Source organism: Allobosea sp. (genome assembly GCF_017308075.1).
Lineage (GTDB): Bacteria > Pseudomonadota > Alphaproteobacteria > Rhizobiales > Beijerinckiaceae > Allobosea.
Genome location: NZ_JAFKFX010000055.1, coordinates 1 through 22818, shown reverse-complemented (window position 1 = coordinate 22818; position 22818 = coordinate 1). Strand labels below are relative to the sequence as shown.

General features: G+C 66.9%; 24 protein-coding genes. 15 read left to right on the top strand and 9 right to left on the bottom strand.

Features of this window, described 5'->3' with window-relative positions:
• Positions 1-49 precede the first annotated feature (49 nt).
• Both J0J10_RS27080 and J0J10_RS25680 read left to right on the top strand, forming a co-directional pair.
• A complete protein-coding gene (locus tag J0J10_RS27080; RefSeq protein WP_366826238.1) occupies positions 50-223 on the top strand; it encodes a DUF255 domain-containing protein in 174 nt (57 codons plus the stop codon).
• Positions 171-2054, top strand: a complete 1884-nt coding sequence (locus tag J0J10_RS25680) for a thioredoxin domain-containing protein (protein WP_366826245.1) — start codon at positions 171-173, stop codon at positions 2052-2054. The genes J0J10_RS27080 and J0J10_RS25680 overlap by 53 nt, the downstream gene beginning before the upstream one ends.
• Positions 2055-2135: 81 nt before the next feature.
• On the opposite strand, the gene rho is transcribed toward J0J10_RS25680, so the two are convergent.
• The 3 genes from rho to hemE all read right to left on the bottom strand — a co-directional run bounded on the left by rho (position 2136) and on the right by hemE (position 5092).
• Positions 2136-3401, bottom strand: a complete 1266-nt coding sequence (gene rho, locus J0J10_RS25675; protein ID WP_291637484.1) for a transcription termination factor Rho — start codon at positions 3399-3401, stop codon at positions 2136-2138.
• Between the two features lie 227 nt (positions 3402-3628).
• Positions 3629-4054, bottom strand: coding sequence for a protoporphyrinogen oxidase HemJ (gene hemJ / locus J0J10_RS25670; protein WP_291650307.1), 426 nt, complete (start codon positions 4052-4054; stop codon positions 3629-3631).
• A gap of 12 nt (positions 4055-4066) precedes the next feature.
• Complete coding sequence (gene hemE, locus J0J10_RS25665) at positions 4067-5092, bottom strand: uroporphyrinogen decarboxylase (protein WP_291650305.1); 1026 nt, start codon at positions 5090-5092, stop codon at positions 4067-4069.
• Positions 5093-5555: 463 nt separating this feature from the next.
• Here hemE and J0J10_RS25660 point away from each other — a divergent pair, with 463 nt between their 5' ends.
• The 5 genes from J0J10_RS25660 to dnaQ are packed head-to-tail and all read left to right on the top strand — an operon-like array spanning position 5556 to position 9188.
• The gene (locus J0J10_RS25660) at positions 5556-6386 is read left to right on the top strand and encodes a pyruvate, water dikinase regulatory protein (protein ID WP_291637491.1); all 831 of its coding nucleotides are present in this window, start codon (positions 5556-5558) and stop codon (positions 6384-6386) included.
• The gene (locus J0J10_RS25655) at positions 6383-7006 is read left to right on the top strand and encodes a Maf family protein (protein ID WP_291650303.1); all 624 of its coding nucleotides are present in this window, start codon (positions 6383-6385) and stop codon (positions 7004-7006) included. The genes J0J10_RS25660 and J0J10_RS25655 overlap by 4 nt, the downstream gene beginning before the upstream one ends.
• A 17-nt stretch (positions 7007-7023) precedes the next feature.
• A complete protein-coding gene (locus J0J10_RS25650) occupies positions 7024-7854 on the top strand; it encodes a shikimate dehydrogenase (protein ID WP_291650301.1) in 831 nt (276 codons plus the stop codon).
• Positions 7855-7863: 9 nt separating this feature from the next.
• Entirely contained in the window at positions 7864-8475 is a 612-nt protein-coding gene (gene coaE, locus J0J10_RS25645; RefSeq protein ID WP_291650299.1) for a dephospho-CoA kinase, read from the top strand.
• A gap of 2 nt (positions 8476-8477) precedes the next feature.
• Positions 8478-9188 carry a DNA polymerase III subunit epsilon gene (gene dnaQ / locus J0J10_RS25640; RefSeq protein ID WP_291650297.1) on the top strand — a complete coding sequence of 237 codons (711 nt, stop codon included), beginning with the start codon at positions 8478-8480 and terminating at the stop codon, positions 9186-9188.
• 117 nt (positions 9189-9305) lie between these two features.
• Here dnaQ and J0J10_RS25635 read toward each other — a convergent pair whose 3' ends face one another.
• Together J0J10_RS25635 and secB are read right to left on the bottom strand one after the other, a co-directional pair.
• Positions 9306-10049 (bottom strand): TerC family protein, encoded by a 744-nt coding sequence (locus J0J10_RS25635; RefSeq protein ID WP_291637501.1) that lies wholly within the window; start codon positions 10047-10049, stop codon positions 9306-9308.
• 164 nt (positions 10050-10213) lie between these two features.
• Positions 10214-10723 carry a protein-export chaperone SecB gene (gene secB / locus J0J10_RS25630; protein WP_452119749.1) on the bottom strand — a complete coding sequence of 170 codons (510 nt, stop codon included), beginning with the start codon at positions 10721-10723 and terminating at the stop codon, positions 10214-10216.
• Positions 10724-10968: 245 nt separating this feature from the next.
• Here secB and J0J10_RS25625 point away from each other — a divergent pair, with 245 nt between their 5' ends.
• The 5 genes from J0J10_RS25625 to J0J10_RS25605 are packed head-to-tail and all read left to right on the top strand — an operon-like array spanning position 10969 to position 14857.
• Complete coding sequence (locus J0J10_RS25625; protein WP_291650295.1) at positions 10969-11697, top strand: Tim44/TimA family putative adaptor protein; 729 nt, start codon at positions 10969-10971, stop codon at positions 11695-11697.
• Complete coding sequence (gene mltA, locus J0J10_RS25620) at positions 11694-12863, top strand: murein transglycosylase A (RefSeq protein ID WP_291650293.1); 1170 nt, start codon at positions 11694-11696, stop codon at positions 12861-12863. The genes J0J10_RS25625 and mltA overlap by 4 nt, the downstream gene beginning before the upstream one ends.
• A gap of 4 nt (positions 12864-12867) precedes the next feature.
• On the top strand, positions 12868-13431 hold the full coding sequence (locus J0J10_RS25615; protein WP_291650292.1) for a Smr/MutS family protein: 564 nt from the start codon (positions 12868-12870) through the stop codon (positions 13429-13431).
• Positions 13428-13802 (top strand): helix-turn-helix domain-containing protein, encoded by a 375-nt coding sequence (locus J0J10_RS25610; protein ID WP_291650290.1) that lies wholly within the window; start codon positions 13428-13430, stop codon positions 13800-13802. The genes J0J10_RS25615 and J0J10_RS25610 overlap by 4 nt, the downstream gene beginning before the upstream one ends.
• Before the next feature lie 56 nt (positions 13803-13858).
• Entirely contained in the window at positions 13859-14857 is a 999-nt protein-coding gene (locus tag J0J10_RS25605; RefSeq protein WP_291650289.1) for an adenosine kinase, read from the top strand.
• Positions 14858-14955: 98 nt separating this feature from the next.
• Here the strand turns inward: J0J10_RS25605 and hemA are convergent, their stop codons facing one another.
• Positions 14956-16167: a 5-aminolevulinate synthase gene (gene hemA / locus J0J10_RS25600; RefSeq protein WP_291650288.1), complete on the bottom strand. Its 1212-nt coding sequence runs from the start codon at positions 16165-16167 to the stop codon at positions 14956-14958.
• Positions 16168-16338: 171 nt separating this feature from the next.
• On the opposite strand from hemA, the gene J0J10_RS25595 reads away from it, so the two are divergent.
• On the top strand, positions 16339-17970 hold the full coding sequence (locus tag J0J10_RS25595) for an HAL/PAL/TAL family ammonia-lyase (protein WP_291650286.1): 1632 nt from the start codon (positions 16339-16341) through the stop codon (positions 17968-17970).
• Positions 17971-18159: 189 nt separating this feature from the next.
• Here the strand turns inward: J0J10_RS25595 and J0J10_RS25590 are convergent, their stop codons facing one another.
• The 3 genes from J0J10_RS25590 to rpsO form a co-directional block, all read right to left on the bottom strand.
• Entirely contained in the window at positions 18160-18795 is a 636-nt protein-coding gene (locus J0J10_RS25590) for a pyridoxamine 5'-phosphate oxidase family protein (RefSeq protein WP_291650283.1), read from the bottom strand.
• A gap of 140 nt (positions 18796-18935) precedes the next feature.
• Positions 18936-21107, bottom strand: coding sequence for a polyribonucleotide nucleotidyltransferase (gene pnp / locus J0J10_RS25585; protein ID WP_291637521.1), 2172 nt, complete (start codon positions 21105-21107; stop codon positions 18936-18938).
• Positions 21108-21366: 259 nt separating this feature from the next.
• Positions 21367-21636, bottom strand: coding sequence for a 30S ribosomal protein S15 (gene rpsO / locus J0J10_RS25580; RefSeq protein WP_291637523.1), 270 nt, complete (start codon positions 21634-21636; stop codon positions 21367-21369).
• A 232-nt stretch (positions 21637-21868) separates the two neighbouring features.
• Here rpsO and J0J10_RS25575 point away from each other — a divergent pair, with 232 nt between their 5' ends.
• Both J0J10_RS25575 and ku read left to right on the top strand, forming a co-directional pair.
• Positions 21869-22114, top strand: coding sequence for a hypothetical protein (locus J0J10_RS25575; protein WP_291650336.1), 246 nt, complete (start codon positions 21869-21871; stop codon positions 22112-22114).
• The coding region (gene ku, locus J0J10_RS25570) for a non-homologous end joining protein Ku (RefSeq protein WP_291650281.1) at positions 22114-22818 on the top strand (705 nt) is incomplete at its 3' end. The genes J0J10_RS25575 and ku, both read left to right, overlap by 1 nt.

Below are 22818 nucleotides of genomic sequence, written 5' to 3'. Positions count from 1 at the left end.
CGCCGGCCTATCCCATAAGCCTGGCCGGCTCCGTCTCGGAAGCCCGCCCATGAACCGCCTCAAGCACGCCGCCAGCCCCTATCTGCTGCAGCATCGCGACAATCCCGTCGACTGGTGGGGAATGGAGCGAGGAAGCCTTTGCCGAGGCGAGGACGAGCCGGCGTCCGGTCCTGCTCTCGATCGGCTATGCCGCCTGTCACTGGTGCCACGTCATGGCGCATGAAAGCTTCGAGGACCCCGCGACAGCCGCGGTGATGAACGAGCTCTTCGTGAACATCAAGGTCGATCGCGAGGAACGGCCTGATCTTGACCATGTCTACATGAACGCGCTGCACAGTCTCGGCGAGCAGGGCGGCTGGCCGCTGACCATGTTCCTCGATTCGGACGGTGCGCCGTTCTGGGGCGGCACCTATTTCCCGCCCACGGCGCGCTATGGCAGGCCGAGCTTCGTCTCCGTGCTCCGCCAGCTCGCCGGCATCCACCGCGACGATCCCGAACGCATCCGCCGCAATGCCGAGGCGATCCGGCATGCCCTGCAGCAGAGCGAGGCCGACAGGTTCGAGGACGCCTTGCCGGAGCCCGATCTCGACGGCATCGCCCGCGGCATCGCCAGGCGCTTCGACCGCGATCATGGCGGGCTCGCCGGCGCCCCGAAATTCCCCAATCCCGGCCTGATCGAATTGCTCTGGCGCCATGCGCAGCGCAGCGCCGATCATGATTCCCGCCAGGCGGTGAGCCGGACGCTCGAGCAGATGGCGCGCGGCGGCATCCATGACCATCTCGGCGGCGGCTTTGCCCGCTATGCGGTCGACGAGCGCTGGCTCGTGCCGCATTTCGAGAAGATGCTCTACGACAACGCGCAGCTGCTGCCGCTCTACGCGCTCGAGGCGGCGCGGACCAACGATCCGCTGATGCTGGAGGCCGCGGAGGGCATCGTCGCCTGGCTGGACCGCGACATGCTTTTGCCGGAAGGCGCCTTCGCCGCCAGCCTCGACGCCGATTCGGAAGGCGAGGAGGGCAAGTTCTATGTCTGGACGACAACGGAGCTTGCACGGCTGCTCGAGGCGGACGACGCGGCCCTGTTCGCGCAGCACTATGACGTGACCGCCGAAGGCAATTGGGAAGGCCACGCCATCCTGAACCGGCTGGATACGCCCGATCCGTCGCCGGACATCGCGGCGGTTCTCACCGAGCTGCGCGCCAGCCTGCTCGCAGCCCGCAGCAAGCGTGTTCCGCCCGGTCGCGATGACAAGATCCTGGCCGACTGGAACGGGCTGATGATTTCGGGCCTCGCCCGCGCCGCCGGACTCCTCGGGCGGAACGACTGGATTCCGCTCGCCGTTGGCGCCTTTCGTTTCGTTGCCGAATCCATGGCGGATGGTGATGCCCTCGCCCACTCCTACCGGGGCGGTCGGCTGATCGCGCCGGGCTTCGCGCTCGACCATGCCGCGATGGCCGAGGCCGCTCTGGCGCTGCATGACTCAACGGGAGATCAGCACTACCTCGCTCTCGCCAGGGGCTGGAACCTGCATCTCGATCGGTACTACCGCGAGGCCGACTCAGGCCTGCTGCGTATGACTCGGGCTGACTCTGCGGAACTCCCGGTCATACCGAGGCCGACTCACGACGATGCCGTGCCCAATGCCAATGGCCTACATGCCGCCAATCTGTTGCGCATCGCCGCGCCGACCGGTCTGCCAGCGGATCGTGAGCAGGCCGACCGGTTTCTCGCGGCCATACTCGCCGCGGCCGCCCGCGCCCCGATGGCTCATGGCTCGGCGCTGAACGCCTATGACCTCGCGCGCAATGGCGTCGAGATCGTGCTCGCTGGGCCGGATCGCGAACCCTTCCGCGAAGCGGCCCTGGCACTACCGCATCTGACGAGCATCCTTGTCGACTGCCCCGATCCCGCCGGCCTGCCGGCCGATCATCCCGCCCAGGCCTATGCCAGGCAGGCTGGCACTGGCGCCGCCTTCATCTGCCGGCATGGCCGCTGCCTGCCGCCCGTCACGGAGCCGAATCGATTGGCCGGGGCGGTCGCCGGCGCGCACTGATCTTCGACCGGACGTCGCTCACGAAAAAGGCCCCGGCTTCGCGCCGGGGCCTCTGCATTTCGCTGCGGCGATGATCGCCGCTCAGGTGTTCATCGAGTCGAAGAACTCGGAGTTCTGCTTGGTCTGGCGCAGCTTGTCGATCAGGAACTCGATCGCGTCCTGCGGGCCCATCGGGTTGAGGATGCGGCGCAGCACATAGGTCTTCTGCAGGTCCGAGCGCGGCGTGATGAGCTCTTCCTTGCGGGTGCCCGACTTGAGGATGTCGATCGCAGGGAAGATGCGCTTGTCCGCCACCTTGCGGTCGAGCACGATCTCCGAGTTACCGGTGCCCTTGAACTCCTCGAAGATGACTTCGTCCATGCGGCTGCCGGTATCGATCAGCGCGGTCGCGACGATGGTCAGCGAGCCACCTTCCTCGATATTGCGGGCCGCGCCGAAGAAGCGCTTCGGGCGCTGCAGCGCATTGGCGTCGACACCGCCGGTCAGCACCTTGCCGGAGGACGGCACGACGGTGTTGTAGGCGCGGCCGAGGCGTGTGATCGAATCGAGCAGGATGACGACGTCGCGGCCATGCTCGACCAGACGCTTGGCCTTTTCGATCACCATCTCGGCGACCTGGACGTGCCGGGTCGCCGGCTCGTCGAAGGTCGAGGACACCACCTCGCCCTTCACCGAGCGCTGCATGTCGGTGACTTCCTCGGGCCGCTCGTCGATCAGGAGGACGATCAGATAGCACTCGGGATGATTGGTGGTGATCGACTGCGCGATGTTCTGCAGCAGCACGGTCTTGCCGGTGCGCGGCGGCGCCACGATCAAGGCGCGCTGGCCCTTGCCGATCGGCGCGACAATGTCGATGACGCGCGGCGAGAAATCCTTCTTGGTCGGATCCTGCACTTCGAGCTTGAGCCGCTCATCCGGATAGAGCGGTGTCAGATTATCGAAATGGATCTTGTGCCGGATCTTCTCGGGGTCTTCGAAATTGATCGTGTTGACCTTGAGCAGGGCGAAATAGCGCTCGCCATCCTTGGGTCCCCGGATCGGGCCTTCGACCGTGTCACCGGTGCGCAGGCCGAATTTCCGGATCTGCGAGGGCGAGACATAGATGTCGTCCGGGCCGGGCAGGTAGTTCGAATCGGAAGAACGCAGGAAGCCGAAGCCATCCTGCAGCACCTCGACGACGCCTTCGCCGAGGATTTCGGTCTCCTTCGCCGCCAGCTGCTTCAGGATCGCGAACATGAGCTCCTGCTTGCGCATCGTGCTCGCATTCTCGACTTCCATGCCTTCGGCGAAGGCCAGCAATTCGGTCGGCGTTTTGACCTTGAGTTCGTGGAGCTTGATTTCCCGCATGGGGCACCTGGGTCTGGGTGTTAACGGCCCGGGCGGGGAGCCTCGGGCGGAGGCAGAGGAGGGGATCGACGGGATGGGGCGGATGGCCCACATGTCGGGATGTCGTGGTCGCCTGCGGGAGCAGTCGTGGCACGAGCCGTCGACGAGAGGAAGGACGCAAACAGGAAGCGCAACTTCTGATAGCTGCTTTCCCAGCGTCGCTCAAGCGGGAAACCGCAAATCCCGCCTCAGAACGGTTTGACGATCACCAGGACGACGATCACCACCATGATCACCGCCGGCACCTCGTTGAGGATCCGGTAGAAGCGCGCCGACTTGTCGTTGCGGTCCTGCGCGAAGGCGCGGACCCGGCCCACCAGGTAGCCATGGATGCCGGACATCACCAGAGCGAGCAGGATCTTGCCGTGCAGCCAGCCGCCCTTGAAGGCGAAGCCGCTCCAGGCGAGGTAGAGGCCGAGGATCCAGGCCAGCGTCATCGACGGGTTGATGATGCCCTTCAGCAACCGCCTTTCCATGATCTTGAAGGTCTCTGACTGGATCGAGCCGATCTGCGCCTCGGCATGGTAGACCATCAGGCGCGGCAGATAGAGCATGCCCGCCATCCAGGCGATGATCGCGATCACATGGAGGGCTTTGATCCACTCATAGCTCACGGCGGCTAACCCTTACGAACGAACCAGCTTCACCAGCTGCTCGACATGAGCGACCGGGGTCTGGGGCTGGATGCCATGGCCGAGATTGAAGATAAAGGGCCGCTCCGACATCGCCTCGCGGATCGCCGCAACATCATGCCGCAGCGCCTCGCCACCGGCGATCAGCGCCAGCGGGTCGAGATTGCCCTGCAGCGTCACCTCCGGATTGAGCGTCGCCGCGGCCCAGCGCGGATCGACGCCCCAGTCGAGCCCGATCCCGTCGGCGCTGCTCGATTGCGCCAGTCCTTCCAGCCGCGGTCCGGCTCCGCGCGCGAACAGGATCACCTTGGCCTGCGGATGCTTCGCCTTCACGCCGGCGACGATCCGGCGCAGCGGTGTGAAGGAGAGCTTCTCGATCAGCCCTGGCGGCAGGGCGCTGGCGAAGCTCTCGAAGACCTGCACGACCTGAGCGCCGGCATCGATCTGACGGTTGAGATAGACGATCGAGGCCTCGATCAGCCGCTCGATCAGCCGGTCGAGGAAGACCGGGTCGCTATAGGCGACGAGCCTTGCCGGCGCCTGGTCGGGCGTCCCCTTGCCGGCGAGCATATAGCTCGCCACGGTCCAGGGCGCGCCGCAGAAGCCGATCAGCGCCGTCTCGGCTGGCAGGGCCGCCCGGACGCGCTCGACCGTCTCGAACACCGGCGCGAGCCGCTCCAGATTGAGCTCCTCGTCAAGCTTCGCAAGATCGCCAGCGTCGGCGAGCGCCTCCAGCTTCGGCCCCTCGCCTTCGGCGAACCAGACCTTCTGGCCGAGCGCATGCGGCACGACGAGGATGTCCGAGAACAGGATCGCCGCGTCGAAGCCGAAGCGCCGGATCGGCTGCAAGGTGACTTCGGTCGCGAAGGCGGGATTGTAGCAGAGCTCGAGGAAACCGCCGGCCTTGCTCCTGACCTCGCGATATTCCGGCAGATAGCGTCCGGCCTGGCGCATCAGCCAGAGCGGTGGAATCGTCGTCTTTTCGCCAGAGAGTGCGCGCAGGAAAAGGCAGTTGTTCATCGTGCTCGCTTACCCTCGGCTGGCGGTCCACCGACCGGCCTTAAGAGAATCTTTAATTTTATAGAGTCTTCTGTTTTGACTCTTGGGGCCCCGGACATAGCCCGGCACAATCCCATCCACAACCGATCCACAGCCGGTCCGGGCTTTAGGTCGGAGCTGCGAAGCTGAGTGGCCAACCGTTAAGAGCTTCTTAACGAATTGGAATTCGCGATGGCGTGCGCCGCGATGCCGCGCCTCGCAATGATTCACGTGAAACATTCGGTTCCTGTCCACAAGCCGTGGCCTGTTGAGGGCGCGAGGTGGTTATCCCGGGGTCATCCGGATGCGTGGGGGAAAGTCCGATTTGTCCCCAGCCTTCCCCAGGGCTGATTCGCTTGCCTTCGCCGTCTGCAGGCGATTCCAATTGCCGGCCTCGCGCGCTAGACCAGACGCTTCAAGGGGCCTGACAAGGCTGGGAGCAGTCGTGCCGCGCAATTATTTTCACCTGCACCTGGTCTCCGATGCGACCGGCGAAACCCTGATCGCGGTCAGCCGCGCCGCCGCCGCACAATACGAGGCGGTATCGGCGATCGAGCATGTCTACCCGCTGGTGCGCTCCGAAAATCAGCTCTCTCGCGTGCTCGCCGAGATCGAATCCTCGCCCGGCGTCGTGCTCTATACCCTGGTCGAGCCTGAATGGGCGGAGCGGCTCGAGAGCTTCTGCCAGGAGATCGGTTGCCCCTGCCTCTCGGTGCTGCAACCGGTCCTCTCGCTGTTCCAGTCCTATCTCGGCCAGGCTTCGGCGACACGACCGGGCGCCCAGCACGTCCTCAACGCCGAGTATTTCCGCCGTATCGACGCGATGAACTACACGCTGATGCATGATGACGGGCAGCTCGGTGGCGATCTCGAAAGCGCCGACGTCATCCTGGTCGGGATCAGCCGGACTTCGAAGACGCCGACCAGCATCTATCTCGCCAATCGCGGCATCAAGACCGCCAATATCCCGCTCGTGCCGCATGTGCCGCTGCCGGCCGAGATCGAGAGGCTGAAGCGCCCCCTGATCGTCGGCCTCGTCGCCAGCGCCGAGCGCATCATCCAGATCAGGCAGAACCGGCTGCTCTCGATGCGGGCCGATGACGAGACGCCCTATGTCGATCCCGATGCCGTCGCCGACGAGATCGTCCAGTCGCGCCGGCTCTGTGCCCGCAAGGGCTGGCCGGTGATCGACGTCACCCGGCGCTCGATCGAGGAGACGGCCGCGGCAATTCTCGATCTGCTGCGCGACCACCGCATGAAGTTCATCGCGACGTGAAACCGCCGGCTTCCTTCTGGCTCGGCGACCGGGAGCTGATCCTCGCCTCCGGCAGCGCGACGCGGCGCAGCATGCTGGAGAATGCCGGTCTGGCGATCCAGGCGATTCGCCCCGATATCGACGAGCGTGCGGTCGAGGCGGATTTCCTGGCAGCGGGCGGCGAGGTCTCGGGCGTCGCCGCCGCGCTCGCTGCCGCCAAGGCGCTCACCGTTTCCAGGCAAGCGCCCGGCCGCTGGGTCCTCGGTGCCGACCAGACCTTGACCTGCGAGGGCACCGCCTTCCACAAGCCCGAGGACGAGAACGCGGCCTTGCTCCAGATCGCAGCACTGTCCGGCAAGCGCCATGAACTGAGCTCGGCCTTCGCGCTCGCTTGCGAGGGCGCGGTGATTCGCGGCGGCGTCCGCCGGGTCGGCATGGAGATGCGCCCGCTCGATGCCGCCTTCATCGAGAGCTATGTCGCGCAGGCAGGTCCCGCAGCCACGGCGAGCGTCGGCGGCTATCAGATCGAAGGCCTGGGCGCGCAGCTGTTCAGCGCCATCGACGGCGACTATTTCACCATTCTCGGCCTGCCCCTGCTCGACTTGCTCGCGGTTCTGCGCGAGCTCGAGCTTCTTGCCTGAACCAACGGCTCCGCCCCATGACACGCTGCTTCATCATCGGCCATCCCGTCGCCCATTCGCGCTCGCCGATCATCCATGGCCATTGGCTGGCCGAGCACGGCCTCGATGGCAGCTATGAGCGGGTCGACGTGCCGCCGGGCGCGGTCGCCGCCTTTCTCGACCGCATCCGTTCGGGCGAGTTCGCAGGCGGCAACGTCACCGTGCCGAACAAGGAGGCGGTGCTGCCGCTGCTCGATCATGTCGGCGAGACCGCGCGGCGCATGGGCGCTGTCAACACGATCTGGGTGGAGGATGGCAAGCTCCATGGCGACAATACCGACGCCTTCGGCTTCCTCGCCCATCTCGACGACCGCGTCCCCGGCTGGGACGCCCGCACTGCCAGCGCGCTGATCCTGGGGGCGGGCGGTGCCGCGCGAGCCGTGGTTCACGGTCTCGTCTCGCGCGGCGTCGGTCGGATCATTCTCGTCAATCGCAGCATGGCGCGGGCCGAGGATCTCGCGGCCGAGTTCGGAGCGGGTGTCGAAGCACGCGGGCGCGCGGAGGCGGCGGCCCTGGTCGCGACGAGCGACCTTATCGTCAACACGACGTCGCTCGGCATGCAGGGCCAGCCGCCGCTCGATCTCGACCTTGCGGGCCTGCGGCCCGGAACCATCGTCGACGACATCGTCTATGTCCCGCTCGAGACAGCCCTGCTCGCGGAGGCACGGGCTCGTGGTGGCGTTCCGGTCGACGGACTCGGCATGCTGCTGCATCAGGCGATCCCGGGCTTCGAGCGCTGGTTCGGCGTACGTCCAGAGGTGACGCCGGCACTGCGGGCCCGACTCGAAGCCGATATTCCGCTGAGATAGGAGGCCGCGATGACCTTTCTGCTCGGACTGACCGGTTCGATCGGCATGGGCAAGTCGACGACCGCGGAGATGTTCCGCGACGAGGGCGTGCCGGTCTACGATGCCGATCAGGCGGTCCACCGGCTCTATCGCGGCGCGGCCGCATCCGAGATCGAGGCGGCTTTTCCCGGAGTCGCCGCCGATGGCGCGGTCGACCGGACGAAGCTCTCCGCCGCGGTGCTCGGCCGGGCCGAGGCGCTGGCCAGGTTGGAGGCGATCGTCCATCCGCTCGTCCGGGCCGAGGAACAGGCCTTTCTGGCGCAATGCCGCAAGGATGGGGCTGACCTCGCCGTGCTCGACATTCCCCTGCTGTTCGAGACCGGCGGCGAGAGCCGCTGCGACGCCGTCGTCGTCGTCACCGCTGCGGCCGAGGTCCAGCGAGCCCGCGTCCTCGCCCGGCCCGGCATCACCGAGGACAAGCTCGAGGCGATCCTCGCCCGGCAGATGCCGGATGCGCAGAAGCGTCGGCGCGCCCACTTCCTTGTGGACACCTCCCGCGGCCTTCTGGCGGCGGGGCGGCAGGTCCATTCTATCCTCGTGGCGCTCGCCGGCCGTCCCGGCCGCGGCGAACGGAGAGGCTGAACGTGCGCGAAATCGTCCTCGATACCGAGACCACCGGCGTCGAAGCGCTGAAGGGCGACCGCATCGTCGAGATCGGCTGCGTCGAGCTCGTCAACCATTGCCCGACCGGCCGCAACTACCACGTCTACATCAATCCCGAGCGGGATATGCCGGACGGCGCTTTCCGGGTGCACGGGCTGTCCGAGGCCTTCCTCTCCGACAAGCCGGTCTTCGCCGCCATCGCCGGAGAGTTCGCCGCCTTCATCGCGGATGCCAAGCTGGTCATTCACAACGCCGCCTTCGACGTCGGCTTCATCAATATGGAGTTCGGTCGGCTCGGCATCCCGCCGATCGTTCCGGCGCTCGTCGTCGACACGCTCGCCATGGCGCGGCGCAAGCACCCCGGCGCCAGCAACAGCCTGGACGCGCTCTGCTCGCGCTATGGCATCGACAACAGCCGCCGCACCAAGCACGGCGCGCTGCTCGACTCCGAGATCCTGGCCGAAGTCTATATCGAACTGATCGGCGGCAAGCAGACCAGCCTCGGTCTCGGCACCAGTATGGCCGGAGGCCCGGGTGCCGGCCTCGCTGCGGTCATCGAGCGGCCGGTCAGGCTGCGTCCCTTGGCGCCGCGGCTCTCGGATGAGGAGCGCGCGGCGCACGAGACTTTCGTCGGCAAGTTCAAGGCCGCGCCACTCTGGCGGGGCTATCTCGGCCTGCCAGAGGAAGCGTGATCCTCCGCCGTCATTGCAAGCCGAGCGAAGCCGTCGACAAGGTCAGGCTCCGCGGCCCGTGGATCGCTTCGGCGGCGAAGGCCGCCTCGCAATGACGATGGTCGCCAGCGCAGCGACTTACCGACCCTGCTTCCGGTCGGCGCGGCGCGAGAGCATGTTGAGCCCTTCGATCAGCGCCGAGAAGGCCATGGCCGCATAGATGTAGCCCTTGGGCACATGCGCGCCGAAGCCCTCGCCGATCAGCGTCGTGCCGATCATCAGCAGGAAGCCGAGCGCCAGCATCACGATCGTCGGGTTCTTGTCGATGAAGCGCGCCAGCGGGTCGGCCGCGAGCAGCATCACCAGCACGGCGACCACGACGGCGATGACCATCACCGGGACATGGTCGGTCATGCCGACGGCGGTGATGATGCTGTCGATCGAGAACACCAGGTCGAGCAGCAGGATCTGGAAGATCGCGCCGCCGAAGGTGATGGCCGCCGCACCGCTGCCGTCGAAGATGTCGGGGCCGCGATTGGGGTCGACCTTGTGGTGGATCTCCTTGGTCGCTTTCCAGACCAGGAACAGGCCGCCGGCGATCAGGATGATGTCGCGCCAGGAGAAGGCCTTGCCGAAGACCGAGATCACCGGCGTCGTCAGCTGCACGATAAAGGCGACGGTCGAGAGCAGGCCGAGGCGCAGGATTAGGGCGAGCCCGATGCCGATGCGCCGGCCGCGGGCGCGCTGGTGTTCGGGCAGCTTGTTCGTCAGGATCGAGATGAAGATCAGGTTGTCGATGCCGAGCACGACCTCCATCGCGATCAGTGCCCCGAGAGCCGCCCAGACGGTGGGGTCGGCGGCTAATGTCATCAGGGCGTCCATCGATGCTCCGGCATGGTCTTACCCGCGCGGTCCGGGACGGCGCGCGCTTCTGGGTCCTGCCGAAATGGGCGGCCTCTCTTGCGATGCAAGGCAGGCTGGCGAAAAAAAGCGACAAAAAAAGAGCCCCGGAGGGCTCTTTCATGTCGTCGTTCTGAAACTGGCGTTCAGGACACCGGCGTTCCGGCCGCGCCCTGCTGGGCCTGCATCTCCTCGACGCGCTGGCGATAGAGCGTCGCGAAATCGATCGGGTCGATATAGAGCGGCGGGAAGCCGCCATTGCGCACGGCGTCGGCGACGATCTGCCGGGCGAAGGGGAAGAGCAGCCGCGGGCAGTCGATCATGACCACCGCATGAAGCTGCTCCTGCGGCACGCCGACGATGCGGAACACGCCAGCATAGCTCAGCTCGAATGCGAACAGCGTGTCGTTGCCGACGGTCGCCTTGCCTTCCAGCGTCAGGATCGATTCGAACTCGGCCTCGCCGATCGCATTGGCGGTGACATTGACCTGAAGGCCGATCTGCGGGCCCTGCTGCTGCTGGCCCGAGAGCGAGCGCGGTGCGTTCGGATTCTCGAAGGAGAAGTCCTTGATGTACTGGACGAGCGTGTTGAGGCTCGGCCCCTGCTGGTTGGCGTCGCCCGCGCCATTGCCGTTTTCGTTGGCCATCGGTCCCATCGTCTTCCGGCGGCTCTGACAGAAAACCCCGCTCTCTGGCGGAAACGGTCCGTCGCGCCGCAAGCGCCGGACTCGCGTCGGCTACCATGGCGGCCGTGCCGGCACAAGCAAAGGCTCGCCGAGAACGCTTGTCGCCCCGGGGGGTGGATGTTACGAGCCTCAGTCACCATATCCCGCCGGGAGATGGTGCTGTGGTCGCGCGTCCGTCATGCGATCGTATTCTTTGAGGTTCGGATCAGCCGTCGATGCAAAACTTCGATATGACGACACTGGTCTTCCTGGCCCTGGCGGTTTTCGTCGCCTGGAAGCTGCGCTCCGTGCTCGGTCAGAAGACCGGGCATGAAAAGCCGCCGGCCGATCCGTTCCAGCGTCGCGAGACGCCGCCGCTGCGGCCCGACCAGGCGTCCCCGGCCGAAGCGCGCCGCGACAACGTCATCCGCCTGCCCGGTGCGGCCAATGATCCCGCCGCCGCAGAGGTCGCGGATGCCGATCGCTGGAAGGACATCGCGCCCGCCGGTTCGCCGATCATCGCAGGTCTCGAGGAGATCGCGCGCCAGGAGCCCGGTTTCGATCCGCGCGGTTTCCTTGGCGGTGCCAAGGCCGCCTATGAGACGATCGTCACCGCTTTCGCCCGCGGCGATCGCAAGATGCTGAAGGGGCTGCTCGCCAAGGAGGTCTATGAAGGCTTCGAGCAGGCGATCAGCGAGCGCGAGAAGCGCGGCGAGAAGGCCGAGTCGAATTTCGTCTCGATCGACAAGGCCGAGATCACCGCGGTCGACGTCAAGGGCAAGACCGCCCAGGTCACCATCGCCTTCGTCTCGCAGCTGATCAGCGTCGTTCGCGATGCGCAGGGTAATGTCGTCGACGGCAGCGCCGACAGCGTCTCCGAGGTCAACGACGTCTGGACCTTCTCGCGTCAGCTCGGCAGCCGCGATCCGAACTGGCTGCTGGTCGCGACCGAATCGGCCGCGTGATACGTGCCGCCGGTCTCGTTCTGGGGCTCTGGGCCGCAGGCGTATCGGCAGTGACGGCCAGCGCCCCACCCGCTCCTGCCGGCGCCCGCATCTCGCCTGTGACGACCGGCGAGATCGCCGGCTGGACGCAGGACGACCACCGGGTCGTGCTGCGTCTTTTCGCACAGGGCTGCGAGACCGATCCGCCGCTGCGCCAGGGTATCGAGCCGCCGCCCGGCCTGCCGGTGCTCTGCACCGAGGCCGCGGCCCTGCTGAAGGCGGGCGAGCCGGATCGCGCCACTGCCCGAAAATTCTTCGAGGACCGGTTCTCGTTCTGGCGAGTCCGCCCCGCCGAGACGCCGAGCGGCTTCATGACCGGCTATTTCGAGCCGGAATTCGAGGGCTCGCTGACGCAAAGCGCCGCCTTCCCGACACCGCTCTATGGCCGCCCCGTCGACCTCGTCACCAAGATGCCGGGGGATGACTGGCCCGGCTTCGACCCCGCCTTGTCCTCGGCCCGGCGCGGCGAGCGCGGCCTCGAGCCCTTCCCGGATCGTGCGGCCATCGATGACGGCGCACTCGACGGTCAGGGCCTCGAAATCCTCTGGATGCGCGATCCGGTCGACCGTTTCGTGCTGCAGGTCCAGGGTTCGGGGCGGATTCGTCTGCCGGACGGCAGGGTCACGCGGCTTGTCTATGCCGGACGCAATGGCCACCCCTACACCTCGCTCGGCCGCGAGCTCAGCCGCCGCGAGAATATTCCGCCGGCAGAGATGACCATGGACCGGCTGGTCGCGAGGCTGAAGGCCGATGCCGGTTTCGCGCGCGAGCTGATCCGCCTGAACCGCTCCTTCGTCTTCTACGCAAGGCGCGACGACCTGCCGCCGGAGGCGGGGCCGATCGGCGCCGCCGGCCTGCCGCTGACGCCGTTGCGCAGCATCGCGGTCGATCGCAGTGTCTGGCCCTATGGCATGCCGGCCTGGATCGCCGGCGAGATCCCGGACGGGACGGGGGGGGCGGAAGTGCTGTCGCGGCTCGTCCTGGCGCAGGATACCGGCTCGGCGATCCTCGGTCCCGCCCGGATCGACCTTTTCGTCGGCTCCGGCCCACAAGCCGGCCATCGCGCCGGCCTGATCCGCCACCCCTTCGACCTGATCGTGCTCTGGCCGCGCGGGCGGGAGCGCTGAGGCGATGCCCCGCCGCCGTGGCAAATTGCTGTCCGAGGCCGAGATCGCGCTCTGGCGCCAGGTCGCGCGCACGGTGACGCCACTCGCCGGCCGCAAGCCGGTTGAAGCGGAGCCGGAACCCGAGCTCCCGGTGCTCCAGCCCGAGCCGCCGCGGCAGGCGCCGGCCATGGCCGCGCCGAAGACGATTGCGGCGAAACCGGCGCCGCCGCCGCTCGCACCGCTGGAAAGGCGGCTGCGCACCCAGCTGCGCCGCGGCCAGCAGGGCGTCGAGGCTGCGATCGATCTTCACGGCATGCGTCAGGACGAAGCCCATGCGGCCCTGCGTGGCTTCCTCCGGGTCCAGCAGATGCGCGGGGCCAAGCTCGTCCTGGTGGTGACCGGCAAGGGCGGCGCCGGCGATTTCGGCTTCGGCTCGGAACGCGGCGTCCTGCGCCGCAATGTGCCGCACTGGCTCAGCCTCGCCGATCTGCGGCCGCTGGTGCTCGGCTTCGACGAGGCCGAGCAGCGCCATGGTGGGTCGGGTGCGCTCTATATCCGCCTGCGCCGGGCCCGCGGGCCGCAGCCATGACGCCCTATGGCCGCCGCGTCCGCGAATTGCGCGCCGCCCGCGGCGTCACCCTCGCCCAGATGGCGCAGGCGCTCGGCGTTACCCCGGCCTATCTCTCGGCGCTCGAGCACGGCAAGCGCGGCCAGCCGACCTTCACCCTGATCCAGGGCGCGATCCACGTCCTCGGCATCATCTGGGACGAGGCCGACGAGCTGATCCGCCTCGCCGATCTCTCGCATCCGCGCGTCACCGTCGACACCGCCGGGCTGGAACCGGAAGCGACGCTGTTCGCCAACCGGCTCGCCCGCGAGATCGAATGGCTCGGTCCGTCCGATCTCGCGGCGCTGTCATCGATCCTCGACGGCGCCGCCCGCCGCCGCGGCGGCGCTTGACCGAAGCGGCGCCCGATGCGACACGCCCGCAAATCCCTCAACCTCCGGAAAGCCTCATGACCTCCAAGCGCTACGACGTGCTCGCTCTCGGCAATGCTATTGTCGACGTCATCGCCACGGCCGAGGAGGATTTCCTCGCCAGCCACGGGCTGGTGAAGGGTTCGATGGCCCTGATCGACGAGGCGCGGGCGGAGTCGCTCTATGCCGCGATGGGCCCGGGCAAGGTCATCTCAGGCGGTTCGGCCGCCAACACCATCGCCGGCCTCGCCTCCTTCGGCGGCAAGGGCGCCTTCATCGGCAAGGTCAAGGCAGACGAGCTCGGCAAGCTCTACCGGCACGATCTGACCTCGCTCGGCGTCGCCTTCGACACGCCGGCGGCGGCGGACGGGCCGGCGACGGCGCGCTCCTTCATCATCGTCACGCCCGATGGCGAGCGCACCATGAACACCTATCTCGGCGCCTGCCAGGGCCTCTCCCCGGCCGATGTCGACGCCGCCGCGATCGAAAACGCCGACATCGTCTATCTCGAAGGCTATCTCTGGGATCCGCCGGCCGCCAAGGACGCCTTCCGCAAGGCGTCCGAGATCGCCCACAAGGCCGGTGGCCGCGTCGCGATCACGCTCTCCGATTCCTTCTGCGTCGATCGCTATCGGGACGAGTTCATCGGCCTCGTCCGCAACGGCATGGTCGATCTCGTCTTCGCCAATGAGCACGAACTGAAGAGCCTCTACGAAACCTCCGATTTCGACACGGCGCTTGCAGGCCTGCGTGCCGAGAACGTGCTCGCCGTCGTCACCCGTTCGGAGAACGGCGCGCTTGCGGTGACGCCGGACGGCGTCGTCGCCGAGCCGGTCTTCCCGATCGAGCGGCTGGTCGATGCGACCGGTGCCGGCGATCTCTTCGCCGCCGGCTTCCTCTTCGGCCTGACCTCGGGCCGCGAGACCCGCGACTGCCTGCGCCTCGGCGCCCTCGCCGCGGCCGAGATCATCAGCCATGTTGGAGCAAGGCCGGATGTCGGGCTGAAGACGCTCGCCGGCAATAACGGCCTGCTCTGAGACTTCGAACGGCTCCACGCATCGTCTGATGCCGTCTGCAGAACGAGAAAGCCCGGGCCGCGAGGCCCGGGCTTTCTGTTTGCGAAACGGAGGTCGTCTCAGGCGGCGCGCTGCAATCCGAGTGCGCCCCAGATCGTGCTGAGGGCCTGGACCAGCCCTTCGATATCCTCGTCCGAATGCAGCGGCGTCGGCGTGATCCGCAGCCGCTCGGTGCCGCGCGGCACGGTCGGGTAGTTGATCGGCTGGACATAGAGCGAGAAGCGCGCCAGCAGCTCGTCGCTGATCTGCTTGCAGCGCGCGGCATCGCCGACCATCACCGGCACGATATGGCTGGGATTGGGCAGATGCGGGATGCCGGCCTCGTCGAGGCGCCGGCGCAAGGTGGCGACCCGGTCCTGCTGGCCCTCACGCTCGGACGAGCTCGCCTTGAGATGGCGGATGGCGGCGAGCGCCCCGGCGGCGAGCGCCGGCGGCAGCGAGCTCGAGAAGATGAAGCCGGAGGCGAAGCTGCGGATATAGTCGCAGAGCGCGGCCGAGCCGGTGATGTAGCCGCCCATCACGCCGAAGGATTTCGCCAGCGTGCCCTCGATCAGGTCGAGCCGGTGGGTCAGGCCATCGCGCTCGCTGACGCCGCCGCCGCGCGGCCCGTAGAGCCCGACGGCGTGGACCTCGTCGATATAGGTCATCGCGCCGAATTCCTCGGCGATGTCGCAGAATTCGGCGATCGGGGCGATGTCGCCATCCATCGAGTAGACCGATTCGAAGGCGATCAGCTTCGGCCGGGCCGGATCCATCGCCTGCAGCTTGCGGCGCAGGTCGGCGGGGTCGTTATGGGCGAAGATCGCCTTGTCGGCGCGCGAATGCCGGATGCCCTCGATCATCGAGGCGTGGTTCAGCGCATCGGTCAGTACGATGCAGCCGGGAATGCGCGAGGCCAGCGTCGAGAGCGAGGCCCAGTTCGACATGTAGCCGGAATTGAACAGCAGCGCCGATTCCTTGCCGTGCAGATCGGCAAGTTCGCGCTCGAGCAGGATATGGTAGTGATTGGTACCGGCGATGTTGCGCGTGCCGCCGGCGCCGGCGCCGCAGCCGTCGATCGCCTCATGCATGGCGGCGATCACCACCGGGTGCTGGCCCATGCCGAGATAGTCGTTCGAGCACCAGACGGTGACCTCGCGCGGCGTGCCCTCGCCATGATAGATCGCGCGCGGAAACCTGCCGGCGCAGCGCTCCAGATCGGCGAAAACGCGGTAGCGGCCTTCCTTGCGGAGCTGGCTCAACTCCTCGCGGAAAAAGCTCTCGAAATCCATCGCAACCTCCTGCGCCGCCTTCATTGTGCATTGCGCGCCGCAGGTAAAGGCGCAGCAATGTCGCGGGTTGGGCCGGCAAAGCGCTTGCAGGCGCCGATAACCGGCCGCAACCAGCTTCCCATTTCCTGCGATCCGGTTCTAGATCGGGATCTGCTGAAACGGGGACTGGCCATGGCCGTAACGATCGATGGACGCACGCTGAAGGGCAGGCAGGTGCTGCGCGTGGCGCGGCCGGGTACCTCCGGCCGCTATGAGAAGGCGAGCCTCGCCCCTGCCGCCCGCGCCGCCATTGCCGCGACGCGGGCGCATATCGACGCGAACTTCATGAACGATGAGGCGCCGTTCATGTACTCCTTCAATACCGGCGTCGGCCTGTTCAAGGACCAGCGCGTGCTGATGGCGGAGATGACCGAATATCAGCGCAAGAGCGTCTACGCCCATGCCACGGGCGTCGGCGAGCCCTTCGCCGAGGACGTCACCCGCGCCACCATGCTGCTGCGCGCCAATGCCTTCGCCTCGAACTATTCCGGCCCGCAGGTCGAACTGGTCGAGCGCCTGCTCGCTTGCCTGAATGCCGGGGTCCACCCGGTTATCCCGCAGAAGGGTTCGGTCGGCGCTTCCGGCGATCTTGCCCCGCTCGCCCATATGGCGGCCGCGGTCTGCGGCTTTGCGGAGGCCGAAGCGGTCTACAAGGGCAGGCGCATGCCGGCGCGCGAGGCGCTGGCCAAGGCCGGGCTCGCGCCTGATTTCCCGCTCGGCGCCAAGGATGCCTCGGCCCTGATCAATGGCTCGACGGTCTCGCTCGCGCTGGGCGTGCTCGCCACCGAGGATGCCAGGCGCTTGATCAAGGCCGCCGATATCGGCTTGGCGCTCTCGCTCGAGGCGATGCGTGGCGAGCTTGCCGCCTTCGATCCGCGCGTCCATGCCGCGCGCCCGCATCCCGGCCAGGCGCTGGTCGCGCGCAACATCCTGAAGCTGACGCAGGGCTCGCAGCGCTGCTCGGCCGCGGCGCGCGAGACGATCTATCCCGATGAGATCGGCCGTACGCCCGGCAAGCCGCCGGCGCCGCGCGTGCAGGACGTCTACTCGCTGCGCTGCGCCCCCCAGGTCCACGGACCGGCCCGCGAGGCGCTCGACTATGTCTCCCGGATCATCGCGACCGAGGCCAACTCGGCCACCGACAACCCGCTGATCTTCCCCGATGGCGGCGGCTACCAGGTGATCTCCGGCGGCCATTTCCACGGCCAGTACGTGGCGCAGGCCATGGACCTGCTGGCGATCGCGATGACCGACCTCGGCTCGATCTGCGAGCGCCGCCTCGCCAGGCTGATCGACCCGACGCTGAGCTACGGCCTGCCGCGCAATCTGCTCGCCGGCAAGCGCGGCCTGAATACCGGCTTCGCCACTGTGCAGTGCTCGCTCTCGGCGCTTGTAATGGAGAACCGCACCCTGTCTTCGCCGGGCTCGGTCGATTCGATTCCCGGCAAGTCCAATGCCGAGGACCATGTCTCGAACTCGACCTGGTGCGGCCGCAAGGCCCGCACGATCGTCGAGAATGTCGAGATGATCATCGCCGGCGAGATCCTGATGGCCTGTCAGGCGCTGTCGCTGATCGCCGAGACCGCCAAGGCCCATCCGCTCGGCAAGGGCACGCAGGCCGCGCTGGACGCTGTGCGCGAGACGATCCCGCCGGCTCTCGACGGCGACCGCTGGTACGCCGCCGAGATGAACCAGGCGACGGCGCTGGTCCGCTCCGGCGCGATCGTCGAGGCCGTCGAGGCGGTGGTGGGGGCGCTGGAGTAGGGCTCTGGAGAACCCCTCTCCTGGAAGGAGAGGGGCAGGGGTGAGGTGTTCGGACCGAAAACGTTGGCTTGGGCCTGACCGCGCGGCGAATGCGGAACCGGACTGGTCTGACGGCCCACACCTCACCCTACCCTCTCCTTACAGGAGAGGGGTTCCCGCGGTCTTGTCGTCGCGGTCTCGTGGTTCAACTCAATACAGCGTCGCCCTGACCCGCTCCGGCAGCGCCCTGTCATAGGCCTCGCCATCGAAGGTCTCGACCGCCGGCGCCCGCGCCGTGATCTCACGCAGGATCGTGCCGGCGCTCGGCAGGCTGCGCTTGTCGACCTGGGTCGCCGGATTCCAGAGATCGGCCCGGACCACGGCGCGCGAGCACTGGAAGTAGACCGACTCCACCGAGACGACCATGACGCAGGCCGGGAGCTTGCCGGCCATGTCGAAGCGCGCGCAGAGCGCGGGATCGCTCGAAAGCACCGCCGTGCCGTTGACGCGCAGGGTTTCGCCGTAGCCGGGGACCAGAAAGAGCATTCCGATTCGATTGTCGAACAGGATATTCTTGAGCGAATCCAGGCGGTTATTGCCTCTTCGGTCGGGAATCAGCAGCGTTTTGGCGTCGCTCACCGTGACAAAGCCCGGCTGATCGCCGCGCGGCGAGCAATCCAGCCCGTCCGGACCGTTGGTCGCGAGCACGAAAAACGGCGAGGCGGCGATCAGCGCGGCATAGTTCGCATCGACATGGTCGATCTCCTTGAGGAGCGAGGCCGGTGCGACGGGGTTCGGATAGAGCGAGGCGAGCTGGTCCAGCGAGGTGATGCGATGGGCGGTCATGCCGGTCTCCGAGGCAGATAAGTCTAGACTATTTGAGTTCGCTGCGTCGCACCAGAGGGATCGGCAAAAGAAAACGCCCCCGCATCCTGCGATGCGGGGGCGTTCTGATTCACGTGAAACGCTTTGAGGCGCTGCAGGCCTTACTCGGCCTGCTGCTTCTCGCGGCTCTTCTCGGCGTCGCGGGCGGCCTTCAGCTTCTCGGTGATGTCCTCGCCGGTCTGCTGGTCGACGACCTTCATCGAGAGGCGGATCTTGCCGCGATCATCCTGGCCGAGGAACTTGACCTTGACCTTGTCGCCTTCCTTGACGACGTCCGAGACCTTCTGGACGCGCTGGGCGGCGAGCTCGGAGATATGGACGAGCCCGTCCTTGGCGCCGAAGAAGTTCACGAAGGCGCCGAACTCCATGATCTTCACGACGGTGCCGTCATAGATCATGCCCGGCTCCGCTTCGGAGACGATCGACTTGATCCACTTGATCGCCGCTTCGATCGACTTGCCGTCGGCCGAGGCGATCTTGATGGTGCCGTCGTCCTCGATGTTGACCTTGGCGCCGGTCTTTTCGACGATCTCGCGGATGACCTTGCCGCCGGAGCCGATGACTTCGCGGATCTTGTCGACCGGGATCTTCATCGTCTCGATGCGCGGCGCATACTCGCCGAGCTGGGTGCGCGAGGCCGAGAGGGCCTTGGCCATCTCGCCGAGGATGTGGTCGCGACCGCCCTTGGCCTGGCCGAGGGCGACCTTCATGATCTCCTCGGTGATACCGGCGATCTTGATGTCCATCTGCAGCGAGGTGATGCCCTCGGCGGTGCCGGCGACCTTGAAGTCCATGTCGCCGAGATGGTCCTCGTCACCCAGAATGTCGGAGAGCACCGCGAAGCGCTCGCCTTCCAGGATCAGGCCCATGGCGATGCCCGCGACCGGCGCCTTCAGCGGCACGCCGGCATCCATCAGCGCCAGCGAGGTGCCGCAGACGGTGGCCATCGAGGAGGAGCCGTTCGACTCGGTGATCTCCGAGACGACGCGGATCGTGTAGGGGAACTCCGCCTTGGCCGGCAGCATCGGGCGGATGGCGCGCCAGGCGAGCTTGCCATGGCCGATCTCGCGGCGGCCGGGCGAACCCATGCGGCCGGTCTCGCCGACAGAATAGGGCGGGAAGTTGTAGTGCAGCAGGAAGGTCTCCTTGTAGGTGCCTTCCAGCGAGTCGATGAACTGCTCGTCATCGCCCGTGCCGAGCGTGGTCACGACCAGCGCCTGGGTCTCGCCGCGGGTGAACAGCGAGGAGCCGTGGGTGCGCGGCAGGACGCCGGCTTCCGCCACGATCTTGCGCACCGTCTTGACGTCGCGCCCGTCGATGCGGATGCCGTCGTCGAGGATGTTCCAGCGCACGATCTTGGCCTGGGCTTCCTTGAACTGGGCCCCGACCTTCTCCTTGCTGAAGGTCGAAACGCCATCCGGCGCATCCGAGACCAGCGCGGCGACGACCTTGGCCTTGACGGCGTCGACCGCGGCATAGCGCTCGGCCTTGGCGGTGATCTTGTAGGCGGCGCGCAGCTCGGCCTCGCCGATCTTCATGATCGCGTCGAGCACGGCCTGGTCGTCCGGCGGGTTGAACTCGCGCGGCTCCTTGGCGGCCTTCTCGGCCAGGCGGATGATCGCGTCGATCACTGGCTGGAAGTGCTTGTGGCCGAACATCACGGCGCCGAGCATGATCTCCTCGGAGAGCTCCTTGGCCTCCGACTCGACCATCAGGACGGCGTCCTGGGTGCCGGCGACGACGAGATCGAGCGCCGATTCCTTCACTTCGTCGATCAGCGGGTTGAGCTTGTAGGCGCCGTCGACATAGCCGACGCGGGCGGCGCCGACCGGGCCCATGAAGGGCACGCCGGAGAGCGTCAGCGCGGCGGAGGCGGCGACCATGGCGACGATGTCGGGATCATTCTCGAGATCGTGCTGCAGCACGGTCACGATCACCTGGGTGTCGTTCTTGTAGCCTTCGGCGAAGAGCGGGCGGATCGGCCGGTCGATCAGGCGCGAGACCAGCGTCTCCTTCTCGGTCGGGCGTCCCTCGCGCTTGAAGTAGCCGCCGGGGATGCGGCCGGCCGCGAAGGTCTTCTCCTGGTAGTTCACCGTCAGCGGGAAGAAGTCGAAGCCCGGCTTCGGCTCCTTGGCCGAGACGATGGTGGCGAGAACCACGGTCTCGCCATAGGTGGCGAGCACGGCGCCGTCGGCCTGGCGGGCGATCTTGCCGGTTTCGAGCACGAGCTTGCGCCCGCCCCAGATCAGCTCTTCGGTTTGGATGTCGAACATGGATTTTCTTTCGGTCGGATGCGACCCGCCCGGCGCCCTTTGGCCCATGGGCAAGACGGCAAAACGCTCGGTCGTACATTGCAGCCGCGCCCGAGCGCTCGGCGATCCTGCCATGGGCGTCGGCGACGCCCGGTGGATCATGCGGAAAGCCGCCCCATGCGGCCGCCGCATTGAGAAGGGCAATGCCGCACCATTGCGGCGGCCCCCTTAGAAGAACCGCCCGGAGCGGCGAGGCACCGGGCGGGAACTCATTCGGCGATCAGCGGCGGATGCCGAGCTTCTCGATCAGCGAGCGATAGCGCGCTTCGCTCTTGCCCTTGAGATAGTCGAGCAGCGAACGACGCTGGGAGACCATCTTGAGCAGGCCGCGACGCGAATGGTTGTCCTTGTGATGGGACTTGAAGTGGCCGGTCAGATTGTTGATGCGCTCCGTCAGGATCGCGATCTGGACTTCCGGCGAGCCGGTGTCGTTCGGCTTGGTGGCATGCTCCTTCACGAGCGCGGTCTTGCGCTCAGCAGTGATCGACATCGTGCTTTCCTTCGGTTCGAATGTTGATCTGGCGGGCCTTAGCCGGGATGTCGTCCAGCAGGGTCCGAAGCCCGCATCGCCTCATCGCGGAGGGGATGCGCCGCCGGCAGCAGAGGCCGGTTGGCAGCGGCATATACACGAAAACGCCGGAAAGGCTAGCGGCACACCGGAACCTTGGTCCGCCCCGTCGGTTGACCAGAGCGTGTCAGTCACCAGCCCGGGGGTCGATATCATGCGCCAGTTGCCGAAGGACCGCCTCATCGCCGCGCTCGGCGCCCAGCTCCTGGCCGAGCGTGAGACCCGCGACGCCTTGCGCGAGGTCATCGCCAATGGCCAGCTCGACCGCGAAGTCCTGCTCGCCATCCTTGCCGACCCTGTGCCCGTCGTCACCAGCGACGAACTGGCACGCGCCGAGGCCTGGCTGCGCGAGCTGCCCCCCGCCCTGCCGCCGCGCCGGCCTGCCCTGAGGGCGGCCTGATGGCCCCGCGCCCGGCCTGGAAGGGCTATCTCAAGCTCTCGCTGGTCTCCTGCGCCGTCGAACTGACTTCGGCGACGGACCATAGCGAGAAGGTCTCCTTCCGCGTCATCAACCGCAAGACCGGCAACACCGTCCGCCGCCAATATATCGACAGTGTCAGCGGCAAGCCGGTCGATCCCGATGACGAGGTCAAGGGCTACGAGATCGGCAGCGACGAATACCTGCTCGTCGAGGAGGACGAGATCGACGCGGTCCAGATCGAGAGTTCGCACACGCTCTCGATCGAGCAATTCGTCGACCGCGCCGCGATCCCGCAGATCTATTTCGACCAGCCCTATTATCTCAGCCCCTCCGACGAGGTCTCCGAGGAGGCTTTCGCGGTGATCCGCGAGGCCATGGCGAAGCAGAAGAAGGCCGGCATTGCCCGCATCGTGCTCTATCGCCGCGAGCGGCCGGTGATGATCGAGCCGTTCGACAAGGGGCTGCTGCTGACGACGCTGCGCTACGACAAGACCGTGCGCCAGCCGGACGAGGTCTTCGGCGGGCTGCGCAAGGGCAAGCTCGATCCGGAACTGGTCGATCTCGCCACCCACATCATCGACAAGAAGCAGGCGAAGTTCGATCCGAGCGGCTTCGAGGATCACTACGAGGAGGCGCTGCTCGCGCTGATCGAGGCCAAGCGCAAGGGCAAGAAGCCGCCGGTC